General features: G+C 64.6%; 19 protein-coding genes. 7 read left to right on the top strand and 12 right to left on the bottom strand.

Translation table 11 applies throughout. The features are described 5' to 3' along the window. Positions 1–37 precede the first annotated feature (37 nt). The 8 genes from AC3G2C_RS14325 to AC3G2C_RS14290 all read right to left on the bottom strand — a co-directional run bounded on the left by AC3G2C_RS14325 (position 38) and on the right by AC3G2C_RS14290 (position 9,686). Positions 38–952 carry a DUF2167 domain-containing protein gene (locus tag AC3G2C_RS14325; RefSeq protein ID WP_488385300.1) on the bottom strand — a complete coding sequence of 305 codons (915 nt, stop codon included), beginning with the start codon at positions 950–952 and terminating at the stop codon, positions 38–40. Between the two features lie 126 nt (positions 953–1,078). Beyond that, complete coding sequence (locus tag AC3G2C_RS14320) at positions 1,079–2,464, bottom strand: M20/M25/M40 family metallo-hydrolase (protein ID WP_488385299.1); 1,386 nt, start codon at positions 2,462–2,464, stop codon at positions 1,079–1,081. A gap of 71 nt (positions 2,465–2,535) precedes the next feature. Next, the gene (locus AC3G2C_RS14315) at positions 2,536–3,309 is read right to left on the bottom strand and encodes a glutaminyl-peptide cyclotransferase (protein ID WP_488385298.1); all 774 of its coding nucleotides are present in this window, start codon (positions 3,307–3,309) and stop codon (positions 2,536–2,538) included. 246 nt (positions 3,310–3,555) lie between these two features. Beyond that, positions 3,556–4,947, bottom strand: coding sequence for an ATP-dependent RNA helicase DbpA (gene dbpA / locus AC3G2C_RS14310; protein ID WP_488385297.1), 1,392 nt, complete (start codon positions 4,945–4,947; stop codon positions 3,556–3,558). A gap of 105 nt (positions 4,948–5,052) precedes the next feature. Continuing rightward, positions 5,053–6,492, bottom strand: coding sequence for a sugar porter family MFS transporter (locus AC3G2C_RS14305; RefSeq protein WP_488385296.1), 1,440 nt, complete (start codon positions 6,490–6,492; stop codon positions 5,053–5,055). Positions 6,493–7,107: 615 nt separating this feature from the next. Then, positions 7,108–7,827: a 23S rRNA pseudouridine(2604) synthase RluF gene (gene rluF / locus AC3G2C_RS14300; protein WP_488385295.1), complete on the bottom strand. Its 720-nt coding sequence runs from the start codon at positions 7,825–7,827 to the stop codon at positions 7,108–7,110. A 129-nt stretch (positions 7,828–7,956) separates the two neighbouring features. After that, entirely contained in the window at positions 7,957–8,730 is a 774-nt protein-coding gene (locus AC3G2C_RS14295) for an ABC transporter permease (protein WP_488385294.1), read from the bottom strand. Beyond that, positions 8,727–9,686, bottom strand: coding sequence for an ABC transporter ATP-binding protein (locus AC3G2C_RS14290; protein ID WP_488385293.1), 960 nt, complete (start codon positions 9,684–9,686; stop codon positions 8,727–8,729). The genes AC3G2C_RS14295 and AC3G2C_RS14290 overlap by 4 nt, the downstream gene beginning before the upstream one ends. A gap of 94 nt (positions 9,687–9,780) precedes the next feature. On the opposite strand from AC3G2C_RS14290, the gene AC3G2C_RS14285 reads away from it, so the two are divergent. Next, a complete protein-coding gene (locus tag AC3G2C_RS14285; protein ID WP_488385292.1) occupies positions 9,781–10,524 on the top strand; it encodes an FAD-binding oxidoreductase in 744 nt (247 codons plus the stop codon). Between the two features lie 261 nt (positions 10,525–10,785). Further along, the gene (locus tag AC3G2C_RS14280) at positions 10,786–11,115 is read left to right on the top strand and encodes a hypothetical protein (protein ID WP_488385291.1); all 330 of its coding nucleotides are present in this window, start codon (positions 10,786–10,788) and stop codon (positions 11,113–11,115) included. Between the two features lie 24 nt (positions 11,116–11,139). Here AC3G2C_RS14280 and AC3G2C_RS14275 read toward each other — a convergent pair whose 3' ends face one another. The 4 genes from AC3G2C_RS14275 to AC3G2C_RS14260 all read right to left on the bottom strand — a co-directional run bounded on the left by AC3G2C_RS14275 (position 11,140) and on the right by AC3G2C_RS14260 (position 16,324). After that, positions 11,140–12,183: a fimbrial protein gene (locus AC3G2C_RS14275; protein WP_488385290.1), complete on the bottom strand. Its 1,044-nt coding sequence runs from the start codon at positions 12,181–12,183 to the stop codon at positions 11,140–11,142. Continuing rightward, entirely contained in the window at positions 12,180–14,954 is a 2,775-nt protein-coding gene (locus AC3G2C_RS14270) for a fimbria/pilus outer membrane usher protein (RefSeq protein ID WP_488385474.1), read from the bottom strand. The genes AC3G2C_RS14275 and AC3G2C_RS14270 overlap by 4 nt, the downstream gene beginning before the upstream one ends. Continuing rightward, positions 14,954–15,700 (bottom strand): fimbrial biogenesis chaperone, encoded by a 747-nt coding sequence (locus tag AC3G2C_RS14265; RefSeq protein WP_488385289.1) that lies wholly within the window; start codon positions 15,698–15,700, stop codon positions 14,954–14,956. The genes AC3G2C_RS14270 and AC3G2C_RS14265 overlap by 1 nt, the downstream gene beginning before the upstream one ends. 78 nt (positions 15,701–15,778) lie before the next feature. Continuing rightward, a complete protein-coding gene (locus tag AC3G2C_RS14260) occupies positions 15,779–16,324 on the bottom strand; it encodes a fimbrial protein (protein ID WP_488385288.1) in 546 nt (181 codons plus the stop codon). A gap of 506 nt (positions 16,325–16,830) precedes the next feature. Between AC3G2C_RS14260 and AC3G2C_RS14255 the strand changes: the two genes are divergently transcribed. From AC3G2C_RS14255 to AC3G2C_RS14235, 5 genes are read left to right on the top strand one after another with little or no spacing between them, the layout of a single operon-like run. After that, positions 16,831–17,409, top strand: a complete 579-nt coding sequence (locus AC3G2C_RS14255) for a hypothetical protein (protein ID WP_488385287.1) — start codon at positions 16,831–16,833, stop codon at positions 17,407–17,409. Further along, the gene (locus AC3G2C_RS14250; protein ID WP_488385286.1) at positions 17,406–17,645 is read left to right on the top strand and encodes a helix-turn-helix transcriptional regulator; all 240 of its coding nucleotides are present in this window, start codon (positions 17,406–17,408) and stop codon (positions 17,643–17,645) included. Before AC3G2C_RS14255 ends, AC3G2C_RS14250 begins: the two co-directional genes overlap by 4 nt. Before the next feature lie 7 nt (positions 17,646–17,652). Then, positions 17,653–19,236, top strand: a complete 1,584-nt coding sequence (locus AC3G2C_RS14245; protein WP_488385285.1) for an alpha/beta hydrolase — start codon at positions 17,653–17,655, stop codon at positions 19,234–19,236. Then, positions 19,233–19,967, top strand: a complete 735-nt coding sequence (locus tag AC3G2C_RS14240) for an ABC transporter ATP-binding protein (protein WP_488385284.1) — start codon at positions 19,233–19,235, stop codon at positions 19,965–19,967. The genes AC3G2C_RS14245 and AC3G2C_RS14240 overlap by 4 nt, the downstream gene beginning before the upstream one ends. Then, the gene (locus AC3G2C_RS14235; protein WP_488385283.1) at positions 19,964–21,172 is read left to right on the top strand and encodes an ABC transporter permease; all 1,209 of its coding nucleotides are present in this window, start codon (positions 19,964–19,966) and stop codon (positions 21,170–21,172) included. The genes AC3G2C_RS14240 and AC3G2C_RS14235 overlap by 4 nt, the downstream gene beginning before the upstream one ends. The last annotated feature ends 59 nt before the right edge of the window (positions 21,173–21,231 follow it).

Here is a 21,231-nt window from a genome sequence, read left to right as displayed (position 1 = left end):
TCGCGCCACCTTGCGATGGCGCGATGCAGGCGAAGACTCAGGCGTTCTTGCGCTTGAACCACTTGGCCAGGGCGCCACCCACGGCGGCCAGCGCTACGACGATCACCTTCTTGAATGCCAGCAAGAGCGCGGCGAGCTTGGCGAACAGGCCGGCCTTGGCGGCGATGCCGCCGGCCACCAAGGCGGCAATGCCATAGGCCGCCGCCTTGTCGGTGCTGGCGTTGTAATCCTCGTATCGCTCGCCGGCATTGAACTCGGCCATCTGCACCACGGCTGGCATGTCCGCGCGCACCTGCGCCAGTTCGCCAATCGGCGCCACGGCATTGAGCGAAAGGTAGCCGCGTCGGCCCAGCACGCGAATGGCGTAGTTGAGCGTGTGGGCATCTTTGCCGTCGTCACCGTGCTTGAACTTGAGGTCGCGCGCCCAGTAGAGCTTGTGCGCGTTGGCGTCGTAGCTGGGCGGTTCGGCCCAGCCGACCAGCTCCACCGCGGGATAGCCCTCTTTAATGCGCTCGGGGTTCTCCTCCGAGGTGGCCTTCTGCAGGTCCTTGAGCATCGTGGTGTAGTCGATGCCGGCGGCGTCCTTGTCCGATACGTAGCCCTCGTCGACAAAGGTGACCACTACGGCCCAGGCCTTGTCGTCGAACACCGTCTGCATATCGGTGCTGGGCAGGATCATGCCTAGCACGTCGTCGTCGGGCGGGTTGCCCCACGCCTCGGTGAGCACGCGCTTGGCGTCCTGGGCTGAGAGAAAGCTGTAGCCATCGCCCAGTTTCAACGTGGCCTGCGCTTCGGGAATGGATACCGAGCCGGTGCGCGGGTGCAGCGTGGCGAGGAAATGGTCGGCGGTTTCGTTGGGTTCGTCGCTGTCGGTCGGTCGCGCCGTCGATGGCGCGATCAAAGCCAATCCAGCCAGCAGGCCCAAGGCCGCCAGGAGCTTTTTGCGTGTCATGTTGTCTCCCCTTAGAGCACTTACGCGAAGCGCTCGAAGCTATCGTCCATGGATAACGCACCCCCTCCGATGCGGCCGCGCCAGCACTGCCGGCGCGGCGGGACGATACTAACGCCTTCGCGAGGCTTACGGGGATTTGGGTGCAGGCGTACGCTCGAAACTGCCAGCGTCACCGGGGAACACCACGGGGCTCTCGTAGCCATCGGCCGATACGGCCGATACGCCAAAGAACCAGTCGTCGATCACCACATCCTTGATCACCGCCTGGTCCACGTTGCCCACGGCACGCTGATACTGCCACTGCGGCGCGGTAGTGTCGCGCCAGTGCACCACATAGCCCGCCGCGCCGGGCACCTTTTTCCAGTGCACGGTGGTGTCGGTGGCAAGAGCACCCTCGATGCTCACGCCGGTGGGCGGCGCGGGGGCTCGGCTGAGCGCGGCCATGGTCACAGTGTTCAGCGCGGTGACGCGGGCGAGGTAGCGGAAGTCCACGCCTTCGATGGTGTCGCCGTAGACGATGCCGTTCTCGGTGCGCAGGTCCTGGTGCTGGTGCGTGTAATCTTCGTGACCCTCGCTCACGCGCACGGCCGGGTAGCCTGCTTCGAGGAAGGGCACCTGGTCGCCGCCGCGACTGTAGCGATCAGTGCGATAGACCATGCGCACCTGCAGGTCGGGCAGGTAGTCGTGGGCGACGCGCTCCATGTAACGCGCGATGTTGCGCGAAGGCGAATCCACCTCTCCGCCGTGATACGCGCGGTACTTGCCTTGCTCAGGTGTCTCGTTGGTCTTGGTGCCCTCGGAGAAGATGCGCACGGTGGTGTTGTCGCGCACGCCATTCTGGCCACGGCTGTTGCCCACGATGTCGTTGTTGAGGTCGGCCTGCACCTGCCAGCCTTGCGCCGTGGCGTAATCGGCCAGCACCTTGCCGCCATACAGGCCTTGTTCCTCGCCGGAGAGTGCGGCGAACACCAGGGTGGCCTCGTTGTCCTGCTTGGAGAGAATGCGCGCCGCTTCCATCAGCGCCGCCACGCCGGAGGCATCGTCGTTGGCGCCGGGTGCGTCGCTGGTGGCGTTCATCACGTCAGTGACGCGCGAATCCAGGTGGCCGGTCATCACGATCACCCGCTTGGGGTCGCTCTTGCCGCGCTTGATCGCCACCACGTCCATCACTTCGGTGGGTTGGGGAATGCGTTTGCCCGTAAAGGTCTGCGATGGCGTCACCACTTCGATGCAGCCGCCACATTGCTTGGCGATGGCTTCAAAGCGTGACTTCACCCAGCGCCGCGCCGCGCCGATGCCGCGTGTGTCCGACTTCGTATCGGAAAGCGTGTGGCGAGTGCCAAAGCCCACCAGCTTCTCGATGGTGGCGTGCAGCTCCGCTTCGCTAGGGGCCGTGGATAAGGCCAATAGCGATGATTGCGGTATCGGCTGTACGGGCGGCTGATCGGCATGAGCCGCCGTGGATACGGCTGCACAAAAGGCGAGCGGAAGCAGCAGGGGTAGGGGGCGCATCGTCATCTCCAGGTAAGCACGCACTGTAGCGCTGCCGCGCTGCATCAAACGAGTCCCTCCCGTTGCCGGCATCAATGCGCGGGCGGCACCAGCTTGATCTCGAACAGCTTGGGCCAGCGCTTGCCGGTGACGAACAGGCGATCGTGCTCGGCGTCGTAGGCGATGCCATTGAGTACGTCGTTGGAGGGGTCGGGCAGCTTGCTGATGTCGAGCAGGCCGGCCAGGTCGATCCAGCCGGTGACGTGACCGGTGGCCGGGTCGATGCGGGCGATGCGGTCGGTCATCCACACATTGGCGTAGATTTCGCCCTTCACCCATTCCAGCTCGTTGAGGTTCGCCACCGGTTCGCCGTCATCCGTGACCATAATGCTGCCAACCGCGGCGAGCGTATCCGGGTCCAGCACGCGCAGCACCGGCGAGCCGTCGCTCATGTACAGGTGCTTGTCGTTGCGCGTCAGTGCCCAGCCCTCGCCCGGATACTGAAAATTGCGCTGCGTCTTGAAGCTCGCCAGGTCATAGACGAAGCCCAGCTGATCCTTCCAGGTGAGCTGGATGATGTGCTGTCCCCAGTCGACAATGCCCTCGCCGAAGTACTGGGCGGGCAGGTCGTGTCGTTGCACCACCTTGCCGCTGGCCAGCTCCACCTTGCGTACGGTGGATTCGCCGGCTTCGCCGGTGCTCTCGTAGAGATAGCCGTCCTTGTAGAACAGGCCCTCGGTGTAGGCCGACGTGTCATGCGGATAGACATGCAGCACGCGGTAGCCATACACCGGCGTGGCTGCCTGGGCGGGCGTGATAACGGCGAGTGCGCCCAGAACGGTCGCGCAGGTGAGCCAGCGGATCATGCAGCGTTTCCTTGAGGTGTGCAGCGTGGTCAGGCGTTAGGGGTGCTCTGATTTTGCTCGTCATCCCAGCGAACCCCAAAGAGGGGGCAAGAGCTGGAAGCGCCTTTCAACAGCCGAAGGGCTGGTCATCCATAGCCTGACAATGCTTGAAGGCAGAGGCACTGGATGACCAGCCCTTCGGCTGTTAAAAGGCACCTCCTGCGTTCGCAGGAATGACGAGCAAAATGTCGTTTAATCAGACCTTCCTTAGTGCAGCGCGCGCACGCGGAAGTTCTTGCCCTTGATACGCCCCGCACGCAGGCGCTCCAGCGCCTTGCCGGCCAGATCGCGTCGGATCGCCACGTAAGCGCGCGTGGCGAACACGTCGATCTTGCCGATATCACGGGCGTCCAGGCCGGCATCGCCGGTCAGCGCGCCCAGGATGTCGCCAGGGCGCAGCTTGTCCTGCCGCCCTGCATCGATCACCAGCGTTTTCATCGGCGCTAGGTTGAGCTGCTTGCCGCGCGGCGGCGACAACCGGAACGGATGCCATGGCAAGGGCTGGCCAAGCTGGTCTTCGATATTGAGCGCCTTGGGGCGCTCGCGCGGCGTCACCAGGGTAATGGCCAGGCCGTCTTCGCCGGCGCGGCCGGTGCGGCCCACGCGATGAGTGTGCGTGTCTGGATCGTGGGCAATGTCGTAGCTCACCACCAGCGGCAACGCTGCGATGTCCAGGCCGCGCGCCGCCACGTCGGTGGCCACCAGAATGGCGCAGCTGCGGTTGGCGAATTGCACGAGCACTTCATCGCGGTCGCGCTGCTCCATGTCGCCATGCAGGGCCAGTGCGGAGAAGCCGCGCTTGTCCAGCTCCTCGGCGACAGCATCCACGTCCTTGCGCATATTGCAGAACACCAGCGCGTGCTGGGCGCGCTCGGCGGACAGGTGATCCTTGCCCAGCAGCTGCGCCAGGGTGTCTAGCTTGTGCGCCGGCTCCACTTCCAGGAAGCGCTGCTCGATGGTGCTTTCGTGGTGCGGCGCCTCCACCGTCACTTCCACCGGGTCACGCTGCAGGCGCTTGCTCACCTGGCGGATTTCCTCGGCATAGGTGGCCGAGAACAACAGCGTCTGGTGATGCTTGGCGATGCGCCCCACGATGTCGTCGATGGCTTCGCTGAAGCCCATGTCGAGCATGCGGTCGGCCTCGTCCAGCACCAGCACCTTGATGCCGCCACCGTGCAGGCTGCCGCGCTTCAAGTGCTCCTGCACGCGCCCGGGCGTGCCCACCACGATATGCGGATCGTGCGTGAGCGAAGCCAGCTGCGGCCCCAGCGGCATGCCGCCGCACAAGGTAAGCAGCTTCACGTTGGGGATATTGGCCGCCAGCTTGCGGATGGCCTTGCTCACCTGATCGGCCAGCTCGCGCGTGGGGCAGAGCACCAGCGCCTGCAGGCGAACCGTATCCACATCCAGGCTCTGCAGCAGACTCAGGCCAAAGGCGGCGGTTTTGCCGCTACCGGTACGGGCCTGGGCTATCACGTCCCGCCCTTCGAGCATCGGCGGCAGGCTCTGCGCCTGCACGGGCGTCATCTCGGTATAGCCAAGGACTTCCACGCTGGCGAGCAGCGCGGGCTTCAGGGGGAGCGATTGAAAGGCAGTCATGCGTCATTGTCGCATGTCGCCGTGAGGTCGACGCCAAGGACTCAAACGACAAGGGCGTCGGTGTGCGGCACCGACGCCCTTGAGGGACTTGCTGACGTGCCGGAATCAGCCCTGCATGTCTTCCAGCTCCATGCCCTTGGTTTCGCGCACGGACTTGAGCACGAACACCAGCGACACCAGCGCAAACAGCGCATACAGGCCATAGGCGAAGGGCAGGCCTGCTTCCGCCAGCGCCGGGAAGCTGCTGGTGATCACGAAGTTGGCTAGCCATTGCGCGGCGGCGGCGACTGCCAGGGCGATCGCGCGGATGCGGTTGGGGAACATTTCGCCCAGCAGCACCCACACCATCGGCCCCCAGCTGAGGCCGAAGAACACCACGTACGCGTTGGCCGAAACCAGCGCCACCATGTTCCAGGGCGTCGGCAGGCTGAGGTTGGCGCCGCTGCCTGTGGCCTGGGAGAAGCACCAGGCCATCAGACCCAGCGTGACGGTCATGCCGGCCGAGCCGATCACCAGCAGCGGCTTGCGGCCGATGCGGTCCACCAGGGCGATGGCCACCAGGGTCACCAGCACGTTCACCACCGAGGTGGCCACGGTGATCGAGAACGAATCGGCCTCGCTGAAGCCCACCGAGTGCCACAGCGTGGAGGAGTAATAGAAGATGACGTTGATGCCCACGAACTGCTGGAACACCGACAACAGAATGCCGATCCACACCACCGGCAGCAGGCCCAGGCGGGGGCCGCGCAGATCCTTGAGGGTGGGGCGGTATTCGGAGTGCAGGCTGTCCTGGATGTCCTTTACCTTGGCATCGAGGGCGGCTTCGTTGTGCATGTCCAGCACCCGGCGCAGCACATCGCGTGCCTCGGCGGTGCGGCCCTTGGCCACCAGGTGGCGCGGCGATTCGGGCACGCCCAGCACCAGCGAGCCGTAGATCAGCGCCGGCACCACGGCCACCAGGAACATCCAGCGCCAGGCGGCCAGGCCCAGCCACAGCGTCTGCGCAGCGCCACCGGCGGTGCCGGCCAGCCACGCATCGCTGAGCAGCGCGGCGAAGATGCCCAACACAATGGCCAGTTGTTGCAGCGAGCCCAGTCGGCCGCGCACCGCAGCAGGTGAAACTTCTGCAATATAGGTGGGCGCGATCACCGACGCCATGCCCACGCCGATGCCACCGACGAGGCGCCAGAAGATAAGACTGCCCACGCCGGAGACCAGGCCCGAGCCCAGCGCGCTGAGCGCCAGGAACAGCGCCGCCACCTGCATGCTGCGCACGCGGCCGAAGCGGTCGGCCAATGGACCTGCGTACCACGCGCCCACAGCCGAGCCGAGCAACGCACACGACACGGCAAAGCCGGTCTGTCCGGCGCCCAGCCCAAAGTTGCCGCGCACCGCATCCACCGCACCGTTGATCACGGCGGTGTCGAAACCAAACAGAAAACCACCGAGCGCAGCGGCTGCTGCAATCAGCACCACGCGCGCCGTGGCGCGCTGGCCCAGGTCATCGACGGCATTGCTCGCCGCCGGTGTGGAATTGAGATTCATCGCCTCTCCCCATTGCTTAGTCCGGCGATTCTGCGCTGGCAGTGCCGGTCGTTCGAAGTGAATACGTATGCACTAGCAGCGCGAGGATGTCGAGGTTTTTGCTTTGGGGAGGCGATTGGTGCGGATGCGCAAACCCATCGGCCGGGTGCGCCCATTGATCACAGGGAGATTCGCTTACGGGTAACGAGTGAAATTGATGCAATGCATCACGAAAGCCTCCGCCGTACAGGCGGAGGTCGAAGAGGCATAGAGCGACACCTTCTGTGCTTTAAGTCCTCAGCGCCTCGACGCGTTGCGATGTAGCCGCACCCTCTGAGGTAGCACGTCACCGATCCGGCTGGCGCCGGTCCGCAGTCTTGTATCCATCGCCGTGCTGCCAGCTCTAGAGGCCATTTTCTTTGGGTTACTTTTCTTTTGGGCCAGCAAAAGAAAAGTGACTCGAGCGTCCCAGGGGGACTAGCTTCGCGTCGTTGGCAGACGATCGAAACGCCCGCCGCGCAGGCGGCAAGCTGGCAGACGCGCCCATCCAAAGCGGTTATCACGGCCCGAGATGACCAATCTCAAGCCATCACGCAAAGGGCGCTCAGTGAGAGGGCGCTTGCAGAGGCGCCGCCGTCACCACTGCGTGCGCTGCGGCAGCAACCCCTTCAACTCCGCATCCGTCAGATTGCGCCACTGCCCCGGCTTCAAATGGCCGAGCTTCACATTGACGATGCGTACGCGTCGCAGCTGCGTCACGCGATAGCCGAAAGCGGCGGCCATCAGGCGGATCTGACGATTCAGGCCCTGCGTAAGGATGATGGCGAAGCCGAACTTGGCGATCTTGCGCACCTTGCACGGCTTGGTCATCTGGCCGTGGATGCGCACGCCACGCGCCATGCCTGCGAGGAATTCGTCGGTGACGGGCTTGTTCACGCCAACCAGGTATTCCTTCTCGTGGTTGTTTTCCGAGCGAAGGATCTCGTTGACGATGTCGCCGTTGCTGGTGAGCAGGATCAGGCCTTCCGAATCCTTGTCCAGGCGGCCGATCGGAAAGATGCGCTCCCGGTGGTCGACGAAGTCGACGATGTTGTCCTTCACCGTGGCGTCGGTGGTGCAGGTGATGCCCACCGGCTTGTTGAGCGCGATGTAGACCGCTCGCTTGGCGGTGGGCGAGGCAGCCAGGATGCGCGCCTTGACGACTTCGCCATCCACGCGCACTTCGTCGCCTTCCAGTGCCTTGGCGCCGGTGGTGACCACTTCACCGTTGATGGTGACGCGACCGGCCAGCAGCAGCTCGTCCGCCTCGCGGCGGGAGCAGATGCCCGCTTCGCTGATGTATTTGTTGACGCGCATAGTTGAAAGCAGACCTTTCTACAGCGCCATTCCCACGAATCCCACCGAGGTGGCAAGGGCAGGAACCGAGTGCCTTTCACTGGCGAAAGGCACCGGATCCCCGCTTTCGCAGGGATGACGACCAAACATTTAAGAGCGCAGGCCGACGCCGCGCTTGAGCAGGTGCAGCGCCACGGCGGACAGGCCCACCACGAATGCCAGCATCACCGCGATGGCTACGCCCACGTTCACGTCGCTCACGCCCAGCACGCCGAAGCGGAAGGCATTGACCATGTAGAGGATGGGGTTGACCAGCGAGATGCTGCGCCACGGTTCGCTCAACAAGTCCACCGAGTAGAACACGCCGCCGAGGTAGGTGAGCGGGGTGAGTACGAAGGTGGGCACCAGGGCGATGTCGTCGAACTTCTTGGCGAATACCGCGTTGACGAAGCCGGCCAGGGAAAACACCGTGGCACCAAGCAGCACCGAGAGGAAGGTGATGAACGGGTGCGCCACGTGCAGGTCGGTGAAGAACAGCGCGATCAGCAGCACCAGGGCGCCGACGATCAGGCCGCGCATCACCGCGCCCACCACGTAGCCCAGCAGCATCACCCAGCTGGGCATGGGCGACACCAGCATTTCCTCCACCGCGCGGCTGAACTTGGCGCCGAAGAACGAGCTGGAGATGTTGCCGTAGCTGTTGGTGATGATGCTCATCATCACCAGGCCGGGCACGATGTACTGCATGTAGGTAAAGCCATGCATGGTGCCGATGCGGCTGCCGACCAGCTTGCCGAAGATCACGAAATACAGCGTCATCGTGATGGCAGGCGGAATCAGCGTCTGCGTCCAGATGCGCATGATGCGCACGATTTCGCGCCGGACGATGGTGTTGAGGGCGACCAGGTTGGCGGCGCTATTCATGCGATTTTCTCCACGTCGGCCTTGGTGGTGCGGCCGTTTTCGACCAGGCGCACGAACAGCTCCTCCAGTCGGTTGCTCTTGTTGCGCATCGAGGTGACCGTCATGCCGCGTTCGCTCAGTGCGGCGAACAGCGAGTTGAGGTCATGCGAGCGGGACATTTCCGCCTCCAGCGTGTGCTCGTCGAGGCGGCGCAGCGTGATACCGGGAATGGCCGGCAGGTCGATGGGCACCTGCTTGATGTCCAGTACGAAGGTTTCCACGTCCAGCGTCGCCAGCAGGCTCTTCATCGAGGTGTTCTCCACGATGGTGCCGTGGTCGATGATGGCGATGTTGCGGCACAGCTGCTCGGCTTCCTCCAGATAATGCGTCGTGAGGATCACCGTGGTGCCGGCGGCGTTGATGCCGCTGACGAACTGCCACATGGAGCGGCGGATCTCGATATCCACGCCCGCGGTGGGCTCGTCCAGAATCAGCAGCTTGGGCTCGTTCATCATGGCGCGCGCGATCATCAGGCGGCGCTTCATGCCGCCGGAGAGCATGCGCGCTTGATGGTGGGCCTTGTCCCACAGGCGCAGCTCCTTGAGGTACTTCTCGGCGCGCTCGATCGCCAGCTTGCGCGGGATGCCGTAGAAGCCGGCCTCATTCACGCAAATGTCGAAGGGCTTCTCGAACTGGTTGAAGTTGATCTCCTGCGGCACCAGGCCAATCAACTGCATGGCCTTGCCGCGCTGCTTGTTCACCGATACGCCGAACACCTGCGCATCGCCGCTGGTGGCGTTGACCAGCGAGGAGAGAATGCCGATGAGGGTGGACTTGCCGGCGCCGTTGGGGCCGAGCAGGGCGAAGAAATCGCCGGGCTGGACCGTGAGACTGATGCCTTTGAGGGCTTCGACGCCGTTGCTGTAGGTCTTGCGCAGGTTTTCGACGACCAGCGCGGGTGTGGAGGTAGAGGACATGGGCTGCACCGAAGGGGCTAGCCTCTTATTATACGAGGCTTGTCCAGGCCGTCCGGTGCGGACCTGCGTCCACACTGTTTCCCTCGGAAGACCCATGGCAGACCATTTCCAGCTCCGTCTCGTCGACAGCACCATGCTGGCGCCCACCGTGCGGCATATGGCGTTCGAGCGCGCCGATGGCCAGCCGCTGGCCTTCGTGCCCGGCCAGTTCCTGCAGATCCACTTTCACTACGACGACGGCACCGCCACCAAGCGCAGCTACTCGGTCGGCACCGTCGGCGACGGCAGCTCCCCGGCGCAACGCATTGAAATTGCGGTGAGTTATGTCGAAGGCGGCGCCGCCACCAAGCTGCTGGGCGAGTTGCCGATCGGCGGCGTGATCGACGCCAGCGGCCCCTACGGGCGCTTCTGCCTGCAGGCGGGCGACAGCAATGGCCGCTACCTGTTACTGGCCACCGGCACCGGCGTCACGCCGTACCGCGCCATGCTCCCGCAGATTGCCGAGCTGGTGAAGCAGGGCCGTGAGGTGGTGCTGCTGTACGGCGCCCGCAACGAAACCGAGCTGCTCTACGGCGAGGAGTTCGAGGCATTCGCCCAGGCCAACCCGGGGTTCCACTTCCATGGCTGCCTGAGCCGCCAGCCGCGCGCGGTGCCGCGCCCCAACGACCGTAGCGGCCACGTGCAGACCGCGCTGGCCGAGCTGGCCCCTAGCGCCGAGCGCGATATCGCCTACCTGTGCGGCAACCCCAACATGGTCGATGCCGCCTTCGCCGCCCTCAAGGAATTTGGCCTGCCGGTGGCCCATATCCGCCGCGAGAAGTACATCTCTTCGCGTTGAAATGAAGGGCTTGCGGGCGCTTTCTAAACGCTCGCATAACAAACGCCTAAAGAAGTGCCGTGGCTGGCCGCTATAACGGTCAGCCCGGCGCCGCCCCGCGCCCCTTTGCTCACGCCATAACCGCGCAAGTTCCGCAAAGTGTGACTTCGTTCACACTGCTGAGACGCGCCCAGGTTTTGCATATCAAGCCCCGGCAAGCCACGCCGATAGGCCCAACGTAGACCCCCTTTTTTCCATGGAGGGGTCTGGCAAGGGGCGTATATGAAGGGCTGGATTCGCAAGACCTGTGTGGGTTTCGCTGTCGCCTTGGCGCTGGGCACGCCGGTGGTGCATGCCGATGGCGGGACGATTTCGTTCTCTGGCGTGGTTGCCGAGTCGACGTGCACCACGGCCGATGTCGGGCCGGCGACGCCGGGAGTTTCGCGTGGCGGCTGCGGTGTCGTGGCAAGCCAGCCTGCCTCCCATGCTTCCCTATATCGTCAGCAGCTGGTGGCACTTGAGGGCTCGGTGGTGGATAACCGGCTGCTCAGCTATTTCGCCGGGTACACCAGCGGCGACGACACCCGATTGTTGACCCGCGTGTACGACTGACCGCCGCCTACTGGCAGCACGCTGCTATTGATACGTCAGCGTGTACGTTGCCGTTGTGCACACCGATCCCGCGCCGACCGGCGTGGCGGTGGCGTAGTACTGCACCACGAAAGGCACCGTAAGGTTGCCCGAGACCGTGCCGATCTTCTGCGAGCTATTGAAGGTCACCGGCTGTGCGTTGAGCAACAGTTGCAGGCCGACGTTTGTCGCTGAACCCGTGCAGGTCACGCCATCGGGCATCATCAATCCGGAACCCGAGCCCGGGTTCGCGGTGGTCATGTACATATAGACGGTGAGGCTGGACGGGCAGTTGTACGCCACGTTGAAGGCCGTGGCACCCGCCGTCGCGCCCGCCGCGCCCAGTGATTTGGTGCTGACCGTGGGCAGGGTCACCGTAAAGTTCGGTTGTGCCGTGGTGAGACTGCACGATGGCGTGGTCACGTTGACTGCCGAGGTGGCCACCGAGGCGAAATAAGGCGCGCTATCGGTGCTGCCATACGTGTAATCGGTGAGCTGTATCGCTGTGAGCGAGCTCACTTGACCTGGCGCGATGGGGCCGGTCTTGATCAATTGAGCCGTGAACGTCTCGCTGACCGAGCCACTCGTGTTGTTCTTCGAGGCGAGCTCCCAGCCCGGCACGCCGCCGGGGCCGTTGGCACCGCTATCGGCGGTGGTCGGGCTACCGGTGAGCTTGATCGCCACGCCAGGCAGATTGGTCGCCAACACCACATAGCCCGCGCCCACTTTGTTGGTGGAATCCAGCGACGCCACGATCGCCGCCTGCGGCGTGACCTTGCCGTACTTGGTGATGACGTTGGAGCAGTTGAACGCAACCGTTGCCGAGCCCGCACTGCCGATGGTGGCGCCTACGGCAAGGTTGGACGCCGCCGTGACACTGCTTGGCAAGTTGATGGTGAACACCTGATTGTTCGACGGCGACGAGCAAGCCAGCGAAGGGCCCGCGTGGGCCGAGGGGCTGTGCAGCAGGCCTAGGCAGGCCGCCATCAACACGAGCGCCGAGCCGAGCAGGCGTCGGTTGCGCACGATCGGATAATGATGGAACGTCACGGCGCATTCCTCTCGGCGAGTGTCGGGGCGGTCATGGGCATGCAGGTCGCCTCGATCTGTTCGTAGGCTTGCGAGCGCTTGGTCTTGTCCAGCGGCGCGAGCTGATAGTTGAAGGAGCAAGATTGCGCCTCGCCCTTGGCATCTTTCCAGCGCGCCGTGATCTGGCCCTGCTGCTCCACGCCGCGCGCCAGGATCTTGCCCGCCTGGCCGACCACGCCCAGCGTGACGCCCTGCGCGTTGAACACTTCGGCGCCAAACGGCAGCGTGTCGCCGCCGGGCAGGCGAGCCTGCAGGATGACGCTGCGGCCGGTGACGGTCTTGAACTTGAGCATCACCACGGAGCCGGCGTACGGCGCCACTTGCGTGCCGGTCGACTCCAACTGCACATCCAGCGGCAGGCCCTTAGGGTCGATCTGCACGGTGTTGAGCATGTACGGCGACAGGTACGGCACCATGGCGTAGCCCGAGCTGTCCACCTTGGCGCCCGACGCGTTGAGCAGCTTGGCGCCGCCGGCGCCCGGGGCGTAGACGATACCGACTGTGTCGCCACTGGCCTGGCCGAAGGTGATGCCGCCCGGGTGCGCCACGATGGCGCCGGTAGCGCCCACCGACGACTGCGAATAACCCGAGCCGCTGCCGTAGCTGGCGCTGAGCAGAGCGAAGGGGCTGCGGTAACCCACGTTCATCGAACCCGCGCTGCCCGTCTGACTTCCGTGGGAACCCGTCACGCCATAGTTGAATTGATTGTCCTCGCCCAGCGTGCCATTGAGCATGGCCTGCTGCTGATTGCCGGTGGAGGCGTCGTGGCTGCCCGAAAGCATGAGTGTGGGCGAGTGCGAATCGCTGCCCAGCGGCACCGTCACATTGAGGAAGTAGCCGTTCGCATAGCGACCCGCAACATCGCGCGTACGCGTCACGTTGGCGGTGAAGTTCACACGACCAATATGGTTGCTGTAGCCAAACTGGAACTGCGTGTCCGTGCCCGAGCGACCCCAATAGTCGTACGCCGAGCCGTTGATGAAGAGCGTGCCGCCGCGCGTGCCCAGCGCCTGGTTCAGCGTCAGGTCGAAGCGGTTGCGCTGGCGTTGCAGGGTAGTGCCCACCAGCGAGGAATTGCTCAGTGCGCCCGGGTTGGTCGACAGCGCGGCAATCTGCGCCGGCGTTAGCGCGGTGCTCACCGGCACGCCGTCGATGGTTTGCGGCGCCACCGGGATAACGGTGTTGAAAATGTCCAGGCCGCGTCGCGCGAAGTCGCGCGCCTGGGCGGCATCGGTCAGGCTCAGGTAACCGCTGGTCGAGTAGCGATACGCCGCCACGGTGAACGAGGTCTGCGTTTCCGGCAACAGCTTGCTATAGCTCACGCGCAGGCTCTGGCCTGAATGCGAGTCGCCGCCGGGAATGCTGGTGTGCGCCTCGGTCAGGTCCATCGCCACGGCGCCGAAGCGCGTGTTGATCGCACCGCCGATCAGCGCGGCGCCGTAACCCTGCGAGGCCACCAGGCCCGCGTAGCCGGTGAGCGCATTGCTGATGCCATGCTGCACGGTGGCCTGCACCACGCCGGGCTTGTGCACCAGGCTGCTGTCGCGCAACTGGCCGGCTACCAGGCTGAAGCGCGTAATGCCGGGGCGCAGCAACTGTGCCACCGACGCGTAGGGCACGCTGAAGGTGCGCACGCGGCCGTCGGCTTCGGTGATGACCACATCGAGGTTGCCACCGTAGCCGGTCGGGTAAAGGTCATTGATCGAGAACGGGCCAGGCGCCACCGTGGTCTGGTAGATCTGCATGCCGTTCTGGCGAATGGTCACCAGCGCGTTGGTCTCCGCCACGCCGCGCACCACCGGCGCGTAGCCGCGCAGCGAGTCGGGCAGCATGCGGTCGTCGGTGCTCAGCTGCACGCCGCGAACGGCGTAGCTGTCGAACACCTGCCCATCGGTAAAGCTGTCGCCCACCGTCAGTTCGGCCTGCCAGCTTGGCAGGGCACGCTGCATATAAGTGGCGATGTTCTGCCAATGCGTCTGCGACGGCTGCGCTGCGTTGGACGACTGCCAAGTCACCGTGGAGTTCTGGCGGAACTGCCACAGCCCCACGTTCACGCCGGTGTTGAGGCCCAGATACGCATTGGTCTGGCTCAGGCCACCGTTGCTGGTGTGGTAGGCGTTGAAGTTGTAGTTGAGCATCGCCGACGTCACGCCGGCATCCCAATATTCCGGGCTGACATAACCGCGCGCGGCCTGGCCCATGAAGGCCTGCGGCACGCTCACATTCAAGCGCAGCTCGCCCAGGTCGAGGGTGATGGTGGCGTCGGGGATCAGCGTGCCGATGTCCACGCAGCTCGCCGGGTCCGCCAGTTGGGCCTGCATCTCGACCGCCTTGGCGGGATGCAGGCCCAACTGGCGGAGCAGCTTGTCGTCCACGCAAGCCGTGGCACTAGTCTGCGGCGACGTGGCGACAAAGCGAACGGTGTTGCGTGCGACCCAGTTGCCGTTGACGAATACGTCAACGTTGTAATTGCCCGGCATGATCGGATTGCCGCGCTCGAAGCGCGACAGATCCGTCGTGTTCTGCCCGGCGCCCGAAAGCATGCTGCGGTCGAATTCCGCAAAACCACTGGCGCTCGCATCGGCACCCGATGCCGGCGCGGCGGCACTGGCGAGCGGATCGGCATGCGCCGTAACCGCCGCGCCGGCCAGGCCGGCCAGCAAGGCGCACAGCAGCACAGGACGGCGCATGGCCGACAGCGGCTGGTGCGGTGCGATGGCGCGTGAGTGCATCACGGCGACACAGCACCCTTCAGGGACTGCGTGGCGCCGAAGTCATTGATGCAGTCATAGTCGACGGCGCTGCCTGCGGGCAGTTGCTTGAGGCCCGTCACGGCGAGCTGAAGATCCGACTGTGGGGCCACCATGCCCACGTCCGCCGTGTAGGCATGGCCACTGGCATTCACCGTCACCTTGGCAAAGGTGACGTAGTAAGGCGTGGGGTTGTGCGCCACCAGGGTCGCGCCGTTGCTACCGGCGGCGGCCTTGAACGTCACCTGGGACGGCGCCTTTTGCGGATCGCCCGCAAGGCTATCTGGACGATAGAACAGCTTCAGGCGCGAACGGATCGCCAGCTGCAGGTAATTCTTGCCCTGGAACTGCTCGCCGCTCGGCTTGGGCGGCACTTCGAGCACGTTGAGCCAAAACAGCGTTTCGCGATCCGCCGGCAGCGGCTGCTTACCCTGCGTAAACAGGATGCGCAGACTCTGCTCCTTGTGCGGCTCCATGCGAAACAGTGGGGGCGTGATGAGGAACGGCGTGTCCACCTTGTCGGGGGTGGAATGCTCGTCGCCGCTGTCCACCCAGGCCTCGATGAGGGCCGGCGTGGTGTTGTCATTGGTCAGTCGAACGGTGACCTCGCCGTCCTTCGCGGGAAAGATCACGCGGGTGCCGGCGATAATGACGTTGGCGCTGGCGCCGGCACTAGCCAGGCAATAGACCAGCAGCCCCGTGCCCAAGGCGCGGAAGAAGCGATTCATCGTGGAGATCCCGTTCGACGGCGAGAAAAACGCAGGAGAAGCCCACGGCCGGCGTGCCGGCCGTGGGGTACAGCGGTATTACGGGTACTGAATGGTGTAGTTCACCGTGCTGGCGACCGTACCGGCGCCCAGCGTGCCGCCGTTGTTGTAGTACTGAACGTAGTAGTTCAGCGTGGCGGCGTTGGAGGCGATGGTCGCCGTGGTGGTATTGGCCTGGGTCTGCAGGTTGATCACGCCCTGGCTGGCGTTCAGCAGCTGCAGGTCAACGCCGGTGGCGGTGCCACTGGCGTTGTTCAGGCGGCCAGCCACATTGATGGTCGAGCCCGGCTCGAAATAGGTCTTCACCACGCCGGTGCCCGAGCAGGCGCTCAGGTTGATGGCGAACGGGGTGGCGCCAGCCACGGTGCCCGTGCCGGTCAGCGCGCCGGTGCCCACGGTCGGCAGGGTCACGGTGAACGAGGCCGTGCCGGTGTTGCCGTTGGCGCTGGAGGCGATGGTGCAGGTGGAGGAGGTGATCTTGCCGTTGAACGTGATCGTGCCGTCGGTGGCCGAGGCCGCCTGCGGTGCCATCGAGGCGACGCCGAAAACGGCGGCCAGGGCGGCGGAAAGCAGAATCTTCTTCATACCGATGTCCTTTGAACGGGTTGGTTACAACTTGGTTTTGCGCTTCCGGACAACGGGCGGTGCCCCCCGTGTGCGCTGTTTGGCTTACTGGTCCGTGTCCCTCTCGGTCGGTTTCCAGATCGCTTGCCCCGCTTAAAGCAACCCGCGTGCCAACCCTGGGGGTGGGCGTTTCACCCATCCACATGTGGGGTTTTTCGGCAAGTCGTTAAGACGAGGTGACGATTTTTGGGAGCCGCATCGGGTCACCTGCTCGACCGAAAACGGCTCAATGTGCAAATTGTGTCACATTTTCGGAATGATCCTATTGTCGTTTTCCTACAGGTTTGCCGACCTCGGCCGATAGATTTCGCCCTTTTTTGTAAAGCATCCTTGACACTTCGCTGAGATCGGGCGTAGGCTTTGTCAAGTAAGCTTGACATTCGGCCGTCAGCGGTCGTGTCCACGCGGGGAGGGGTTCCCTTATGAATGTGTCGGATCGATCGGCTTCGCCGAGTCGTTGGTCGCCCATGCACACTTGGCCCGCCTGGGGGCGCTGGCTGGCCCTGGCCGGCTCGGTGGTGGTGATCGCCACCGGTTTTGGCCTGATGGTGGCTGGAGGGGTGGGGCTACGCCTGCTCGGTCTGGCCCTCTTTGGGCTGGCGGCACCGGTTACGGTGCATGCCGGGCGCGCCGTGCATCGCGAGCGCAGCCGACCTGTCGAGCACCGCTACGCCCGCGAGTTCATGCTGGCCATGTCGCTTTACATGGCCCTGATGCTGTTCGTGTGGCCGCTGCAGAAGACCATGGCGCCCGGGGCACTCAAGCTGGTGATCGCCTTGGCGCCGGCGCTGCCCATTGCCTGGGTTGTCGTCGCCACCATCCGCTACGTGTTGGGTGCGGATGAGCTGGAGCGGCGTCAGCATCTGGAGGCTCTCGCTGTGAGCGTGGCCATCGTGGGCGTGGTCAGCCTAGTGCTTGGCTTCCTATCCGCCGCCAAAGTGCTCGTGCTGGACAGCACGTTGGTACTGCTCATGGTTTATCCCGCGCTGTGCTTCACCTACGGGGTGACCCATTGCGTGATGGTCTGGCGTGCTCGCGCCGGATGAACAACAACGTCCGCGAGCTACGCAACGAACGTGGCTGGTCGCAGGCCGACCTGGCCGAGCGGTTGGATGTGTCGCGCCAGACGGTCAACGCCATCGAAACGGGCAAGTACGACCCAAGTTTGCCGCTGGCGTTCAAGATCGCGCGGCTCTTTGGCCTCTCCATCGAAGCCATCTTTGATCCGGACGGCGACGGCACTGCCATCGCCCGCTCGCAACCCAACGAAATAAACGGATAAGGCAGCTATGGCGATACAAGGACGAACCCTGTTGCGCATTGGCATTGTCGTGGTGGGTGTGGCGGCCCTGGGCTGGAACCACTACCAGCAGCGCCACGCCGCCACCAGCGAACCCGAGGACACGGCCGTTGCCGTGGCCGCGCAACATCCTGTGGAGCCGGTCAAGCCGCAAACCTGGCGACTGGGGTCACTCACACTCACGCCGTGCGAATTGAGCCAACCCAATAGCGGGCTTTCCACCGCCGCATGGTGCGCGCCTTTCGAGGTGCCAGAGAACCGCGACGATCCGCACAGCCGCAAGATCGGCCTCAAGCTCGCGGTGATCCGCAGCAGCGCCCAGGTCGCCAGCAAGGACATGTTGGTGTTGCTTGCGGGCGGTCCTGGCCAGGCGGCTACCGAATCATGGCCGGGTGTATCCGGCGCCCTGCAGCCGCTGTTGGGGCATCGCCATGTGGTGCTGCTGGATCAGCGCGGCACAGGCGGCTCCAACCCGCTCACCTGCAAGGACAGCGGCGAGGGTACCGAGGGTGCCTCGGACGACGAACTCAACGCCAGTGCGCAAAAGCAACGCTCGGAAGCCGAACGTTGCCTGCGCCAGCTCGATGGCAAGGCCGACCCGCGCTACTACACCACGACCATCGCCGCGCAGGATCTGGAAGACGTGCGCCGCGCGCTTGGCTCGCCCAGCTTCGACTTGGTGGGCGTGTCCTACGGCACGCGCATGGCCCAGCAGTACGCCATGCGTTTTCCACAGGCCGTGCGCAGCATGGTGCTCGACGGCGTGGTGCCCAACGAGCTGGCGCTGGGCGCGGACTTCGCGCGCAACCTCGACGACGCGCTCAAGGCGCAGTTTGCCCGTTGCAGCACCGATACCGAATGCCACAAGCGCTTCAGTGACCCGTACCAGACGCTTTATCAACTGCGTGATGCGCTGCGCGCCAACCCGCACAAAGTGAGCTTTCGCGACCCGCAAACCTATCAAAGCGTGCAGCGGGAGCTAAGTGAATTCTCGCTATCGAGTGTGGTGCGCATGTTCGCCTATTCGCCGATCACCGCCGCCTTGCTGCCGTTGTCCATTGACGCTGCCGCGCATGGCGATGTCGGGCCGTTGCTAGGCCAAGCCAAGCTGCTCAGTGGCGATCTTTCCGACACCATGAACGGCGGCATGCAGCTTTCGGTGATCTGCAGCGAGGATGCCGACCTGCTCGCGCCGCGCCCGGAGGACGCGCACACCATTCTGGGCACCCGCGTCATCGATTCCTTGATGGCGACCTGCGCGGTATGGCCCAAGGGCACGCGCCCGGCCGACTTCCATCAGCCGTTGTCGACGTCGCTGCCGGTGCTGCTGTTGTCCGGCCAATACGATCCGGTGACGCCGCCGCGCTATGGCGAGCAGGTTGCCGCGCATATGCCCAACGCGCGCCATCTGGTGCTCACGGGGCAGGGGCACAACGTGATCAACGCCGGCTGCGCGCCGGACCTGGTCAAGCATTTCATCGAGAAACTGGACCCCAAGAGCCTGGATGCCAAGTGCCTGGAGCGCCTGCAGCCCACGCCCATCTTCACCGACTTCAACGGAGCCGCGCCATGATCGAAGTGAGGGGCCTGCACAAGGCGTTCGGCGCGGTGAAAGCCGTGGATGGCGTGAGCTTTGCCGCCCGCGATGGCGAGATCACCGGCTTGCTTGGCCCAAACGGCGCCGGCAAAACCACCACGCTGCGCATGCTCTACACCCTGATGACGCCCGATCGCGGCCAGGTATTGGTGGACGGCATCGACGCCGCCGTCGATGCACAGGCGGTGCGCCGTGAGTTGGGCGTGCTGCCGGATGCACGTGGTTTGTACAAGCGTCTTACGGCACGCGAGAACATCGACTACTTCGGCCGCCTGCACGGTTTGCCCGAAGACATGCTGGCGATGAGGCGCGAAGCGTTGATCGGCGCGCTGGACATGGCCGACATCGGCGATCGCCGCACCGAAGGTTTTTCGCAAGGCCAGCGCGTGAAAACCGCCATCGCCCGCGCGCTCATCCATGACCCGCGCAACGTGATCCTCGACGAGCCCACCAACGGCCTGGATGTGATGGCCACGCGCGCACTGCGCCAGTTCATGCTGCACCTGAAGGCGGAGGGCCGCTGTGTGCTGTTCTCCAGCCACATCATGCAAGAGGTGGCGGCGCTGTGCGATCGCATCGTGGTGATCGCCCACGGTCGCGTGGTCGCGGACGAATCGCCCGAGGCGCTGCGCGAGCAGACCGGTGAGAGCAATCTGGAGGATGCCTTCGTGAAAATCATCGGTAGCGAAGAGGGGCTCGCCGCATGAACCAGCCGCAACACGCCGTCGTGCGCCGCACCCGCGCCTTTCTCACCGTGTTTCTCAAGGAGGTGCGTGAAAACCTGCGTGACCGCCGTACCTTGATGAGCGCGTTTCTCACCGGTCCGCTGCTGGGGCCGCTGATCCTGGTGATGATGCTCAACGTCACCCTCAATCGCGAGTTCGCCAAGGCCGAGCGGCCCTTGCCGGTGCCGGTGATCGGCGCCGAGCACGCGCCCAATTTTGTTGCGGCCCTCAAGGCCGGCGGCATCGTGCCGCTGCCCGGCATCGCCAATCCCGAACTGGCTGTGCGCAAGCAGGACAGCGACGTCGTGCTGCGCATCTCGCCCGACTACGCCACCGCGTGGCGCAAGGGCGAGGCCGTGCAGGTGGAGTTGATCTACGACTCCTCGCAGCGCGACGCCAAGGGTTCGGTGGATCGCGTCAGCCAGCTGGTGGAAACCTACGCACGTCAACAGGGTGCGATGCGCCTGGTGGCGCGTGGCTTGTCGCCCAGCACCGCATGGCCGGTCACCGTGGCCCAGCGCGACCAGGCCACTGCACAGGCGCGCGCGGCGCTGATGTTCTCCATCCTGCCGTACTTCTTCGTGCTCACCGTGTTCATGGGCGGCATGTACCTGTCGATGGACCTGACCGCTGGCGAGCGCGAGCGCCAATCGCTGGAGCCGCTGTTCGCCAATCCGGTGCCGCGCTGGAAGATCCTCGCCGGTAAGTTGGCAGCCATTTGCGTGTTCGCCGCGGCGAGCCTGCTGGTGACCTTGCTGGCTTTTGCGGTGGTGGGGCGATTCATTCCCACCGAAAAGCTCGGCATGGAGCTGGACCTGGGCTGGCGCTTCGGTAGCCACGTGTTTGTGCTGATGCTGCCGCTGATCGTGCTGCTGGCGACACTGCAGTCGATGGTGTCGGCCTTCGCCAAGAGCTATCGCGAGGCGCAGACGTACGTGTCACTGCTGATGTTCGTGCCGGTGATCCCCAGCATCCTGCTCTCCACCTTGCCCATCAAGGCACAGAGTTGGATGTATGCGGTGCCCTTGCTGGGCCAGCACCTGGGCATCATGCAGCTGTTGCGCGGTGACGGCATCGACAGCCAGCAACTGGGCTTGTGCCTATTGGGCAGCTTGGTGGCCGCGCTCATCGGCGTGCTGCTCACCGTGCGCCTTTACCAGTCCGAGCGCCTGGCCATCTCCGGCTGAACTCCACGTCCCACCATGGGTGGGGCGCGGTACCATGGGCGTTTCTTACTTCGTCGAGA

The sequence above is a fragment of the Frateuria sp. sgz306004 genome, from assembly GCF_057750885.1.
Note: the sequence above shows the minus strand (reverse complement) of the source record. Positions and strands in the feature narration are given on the sequence as shown.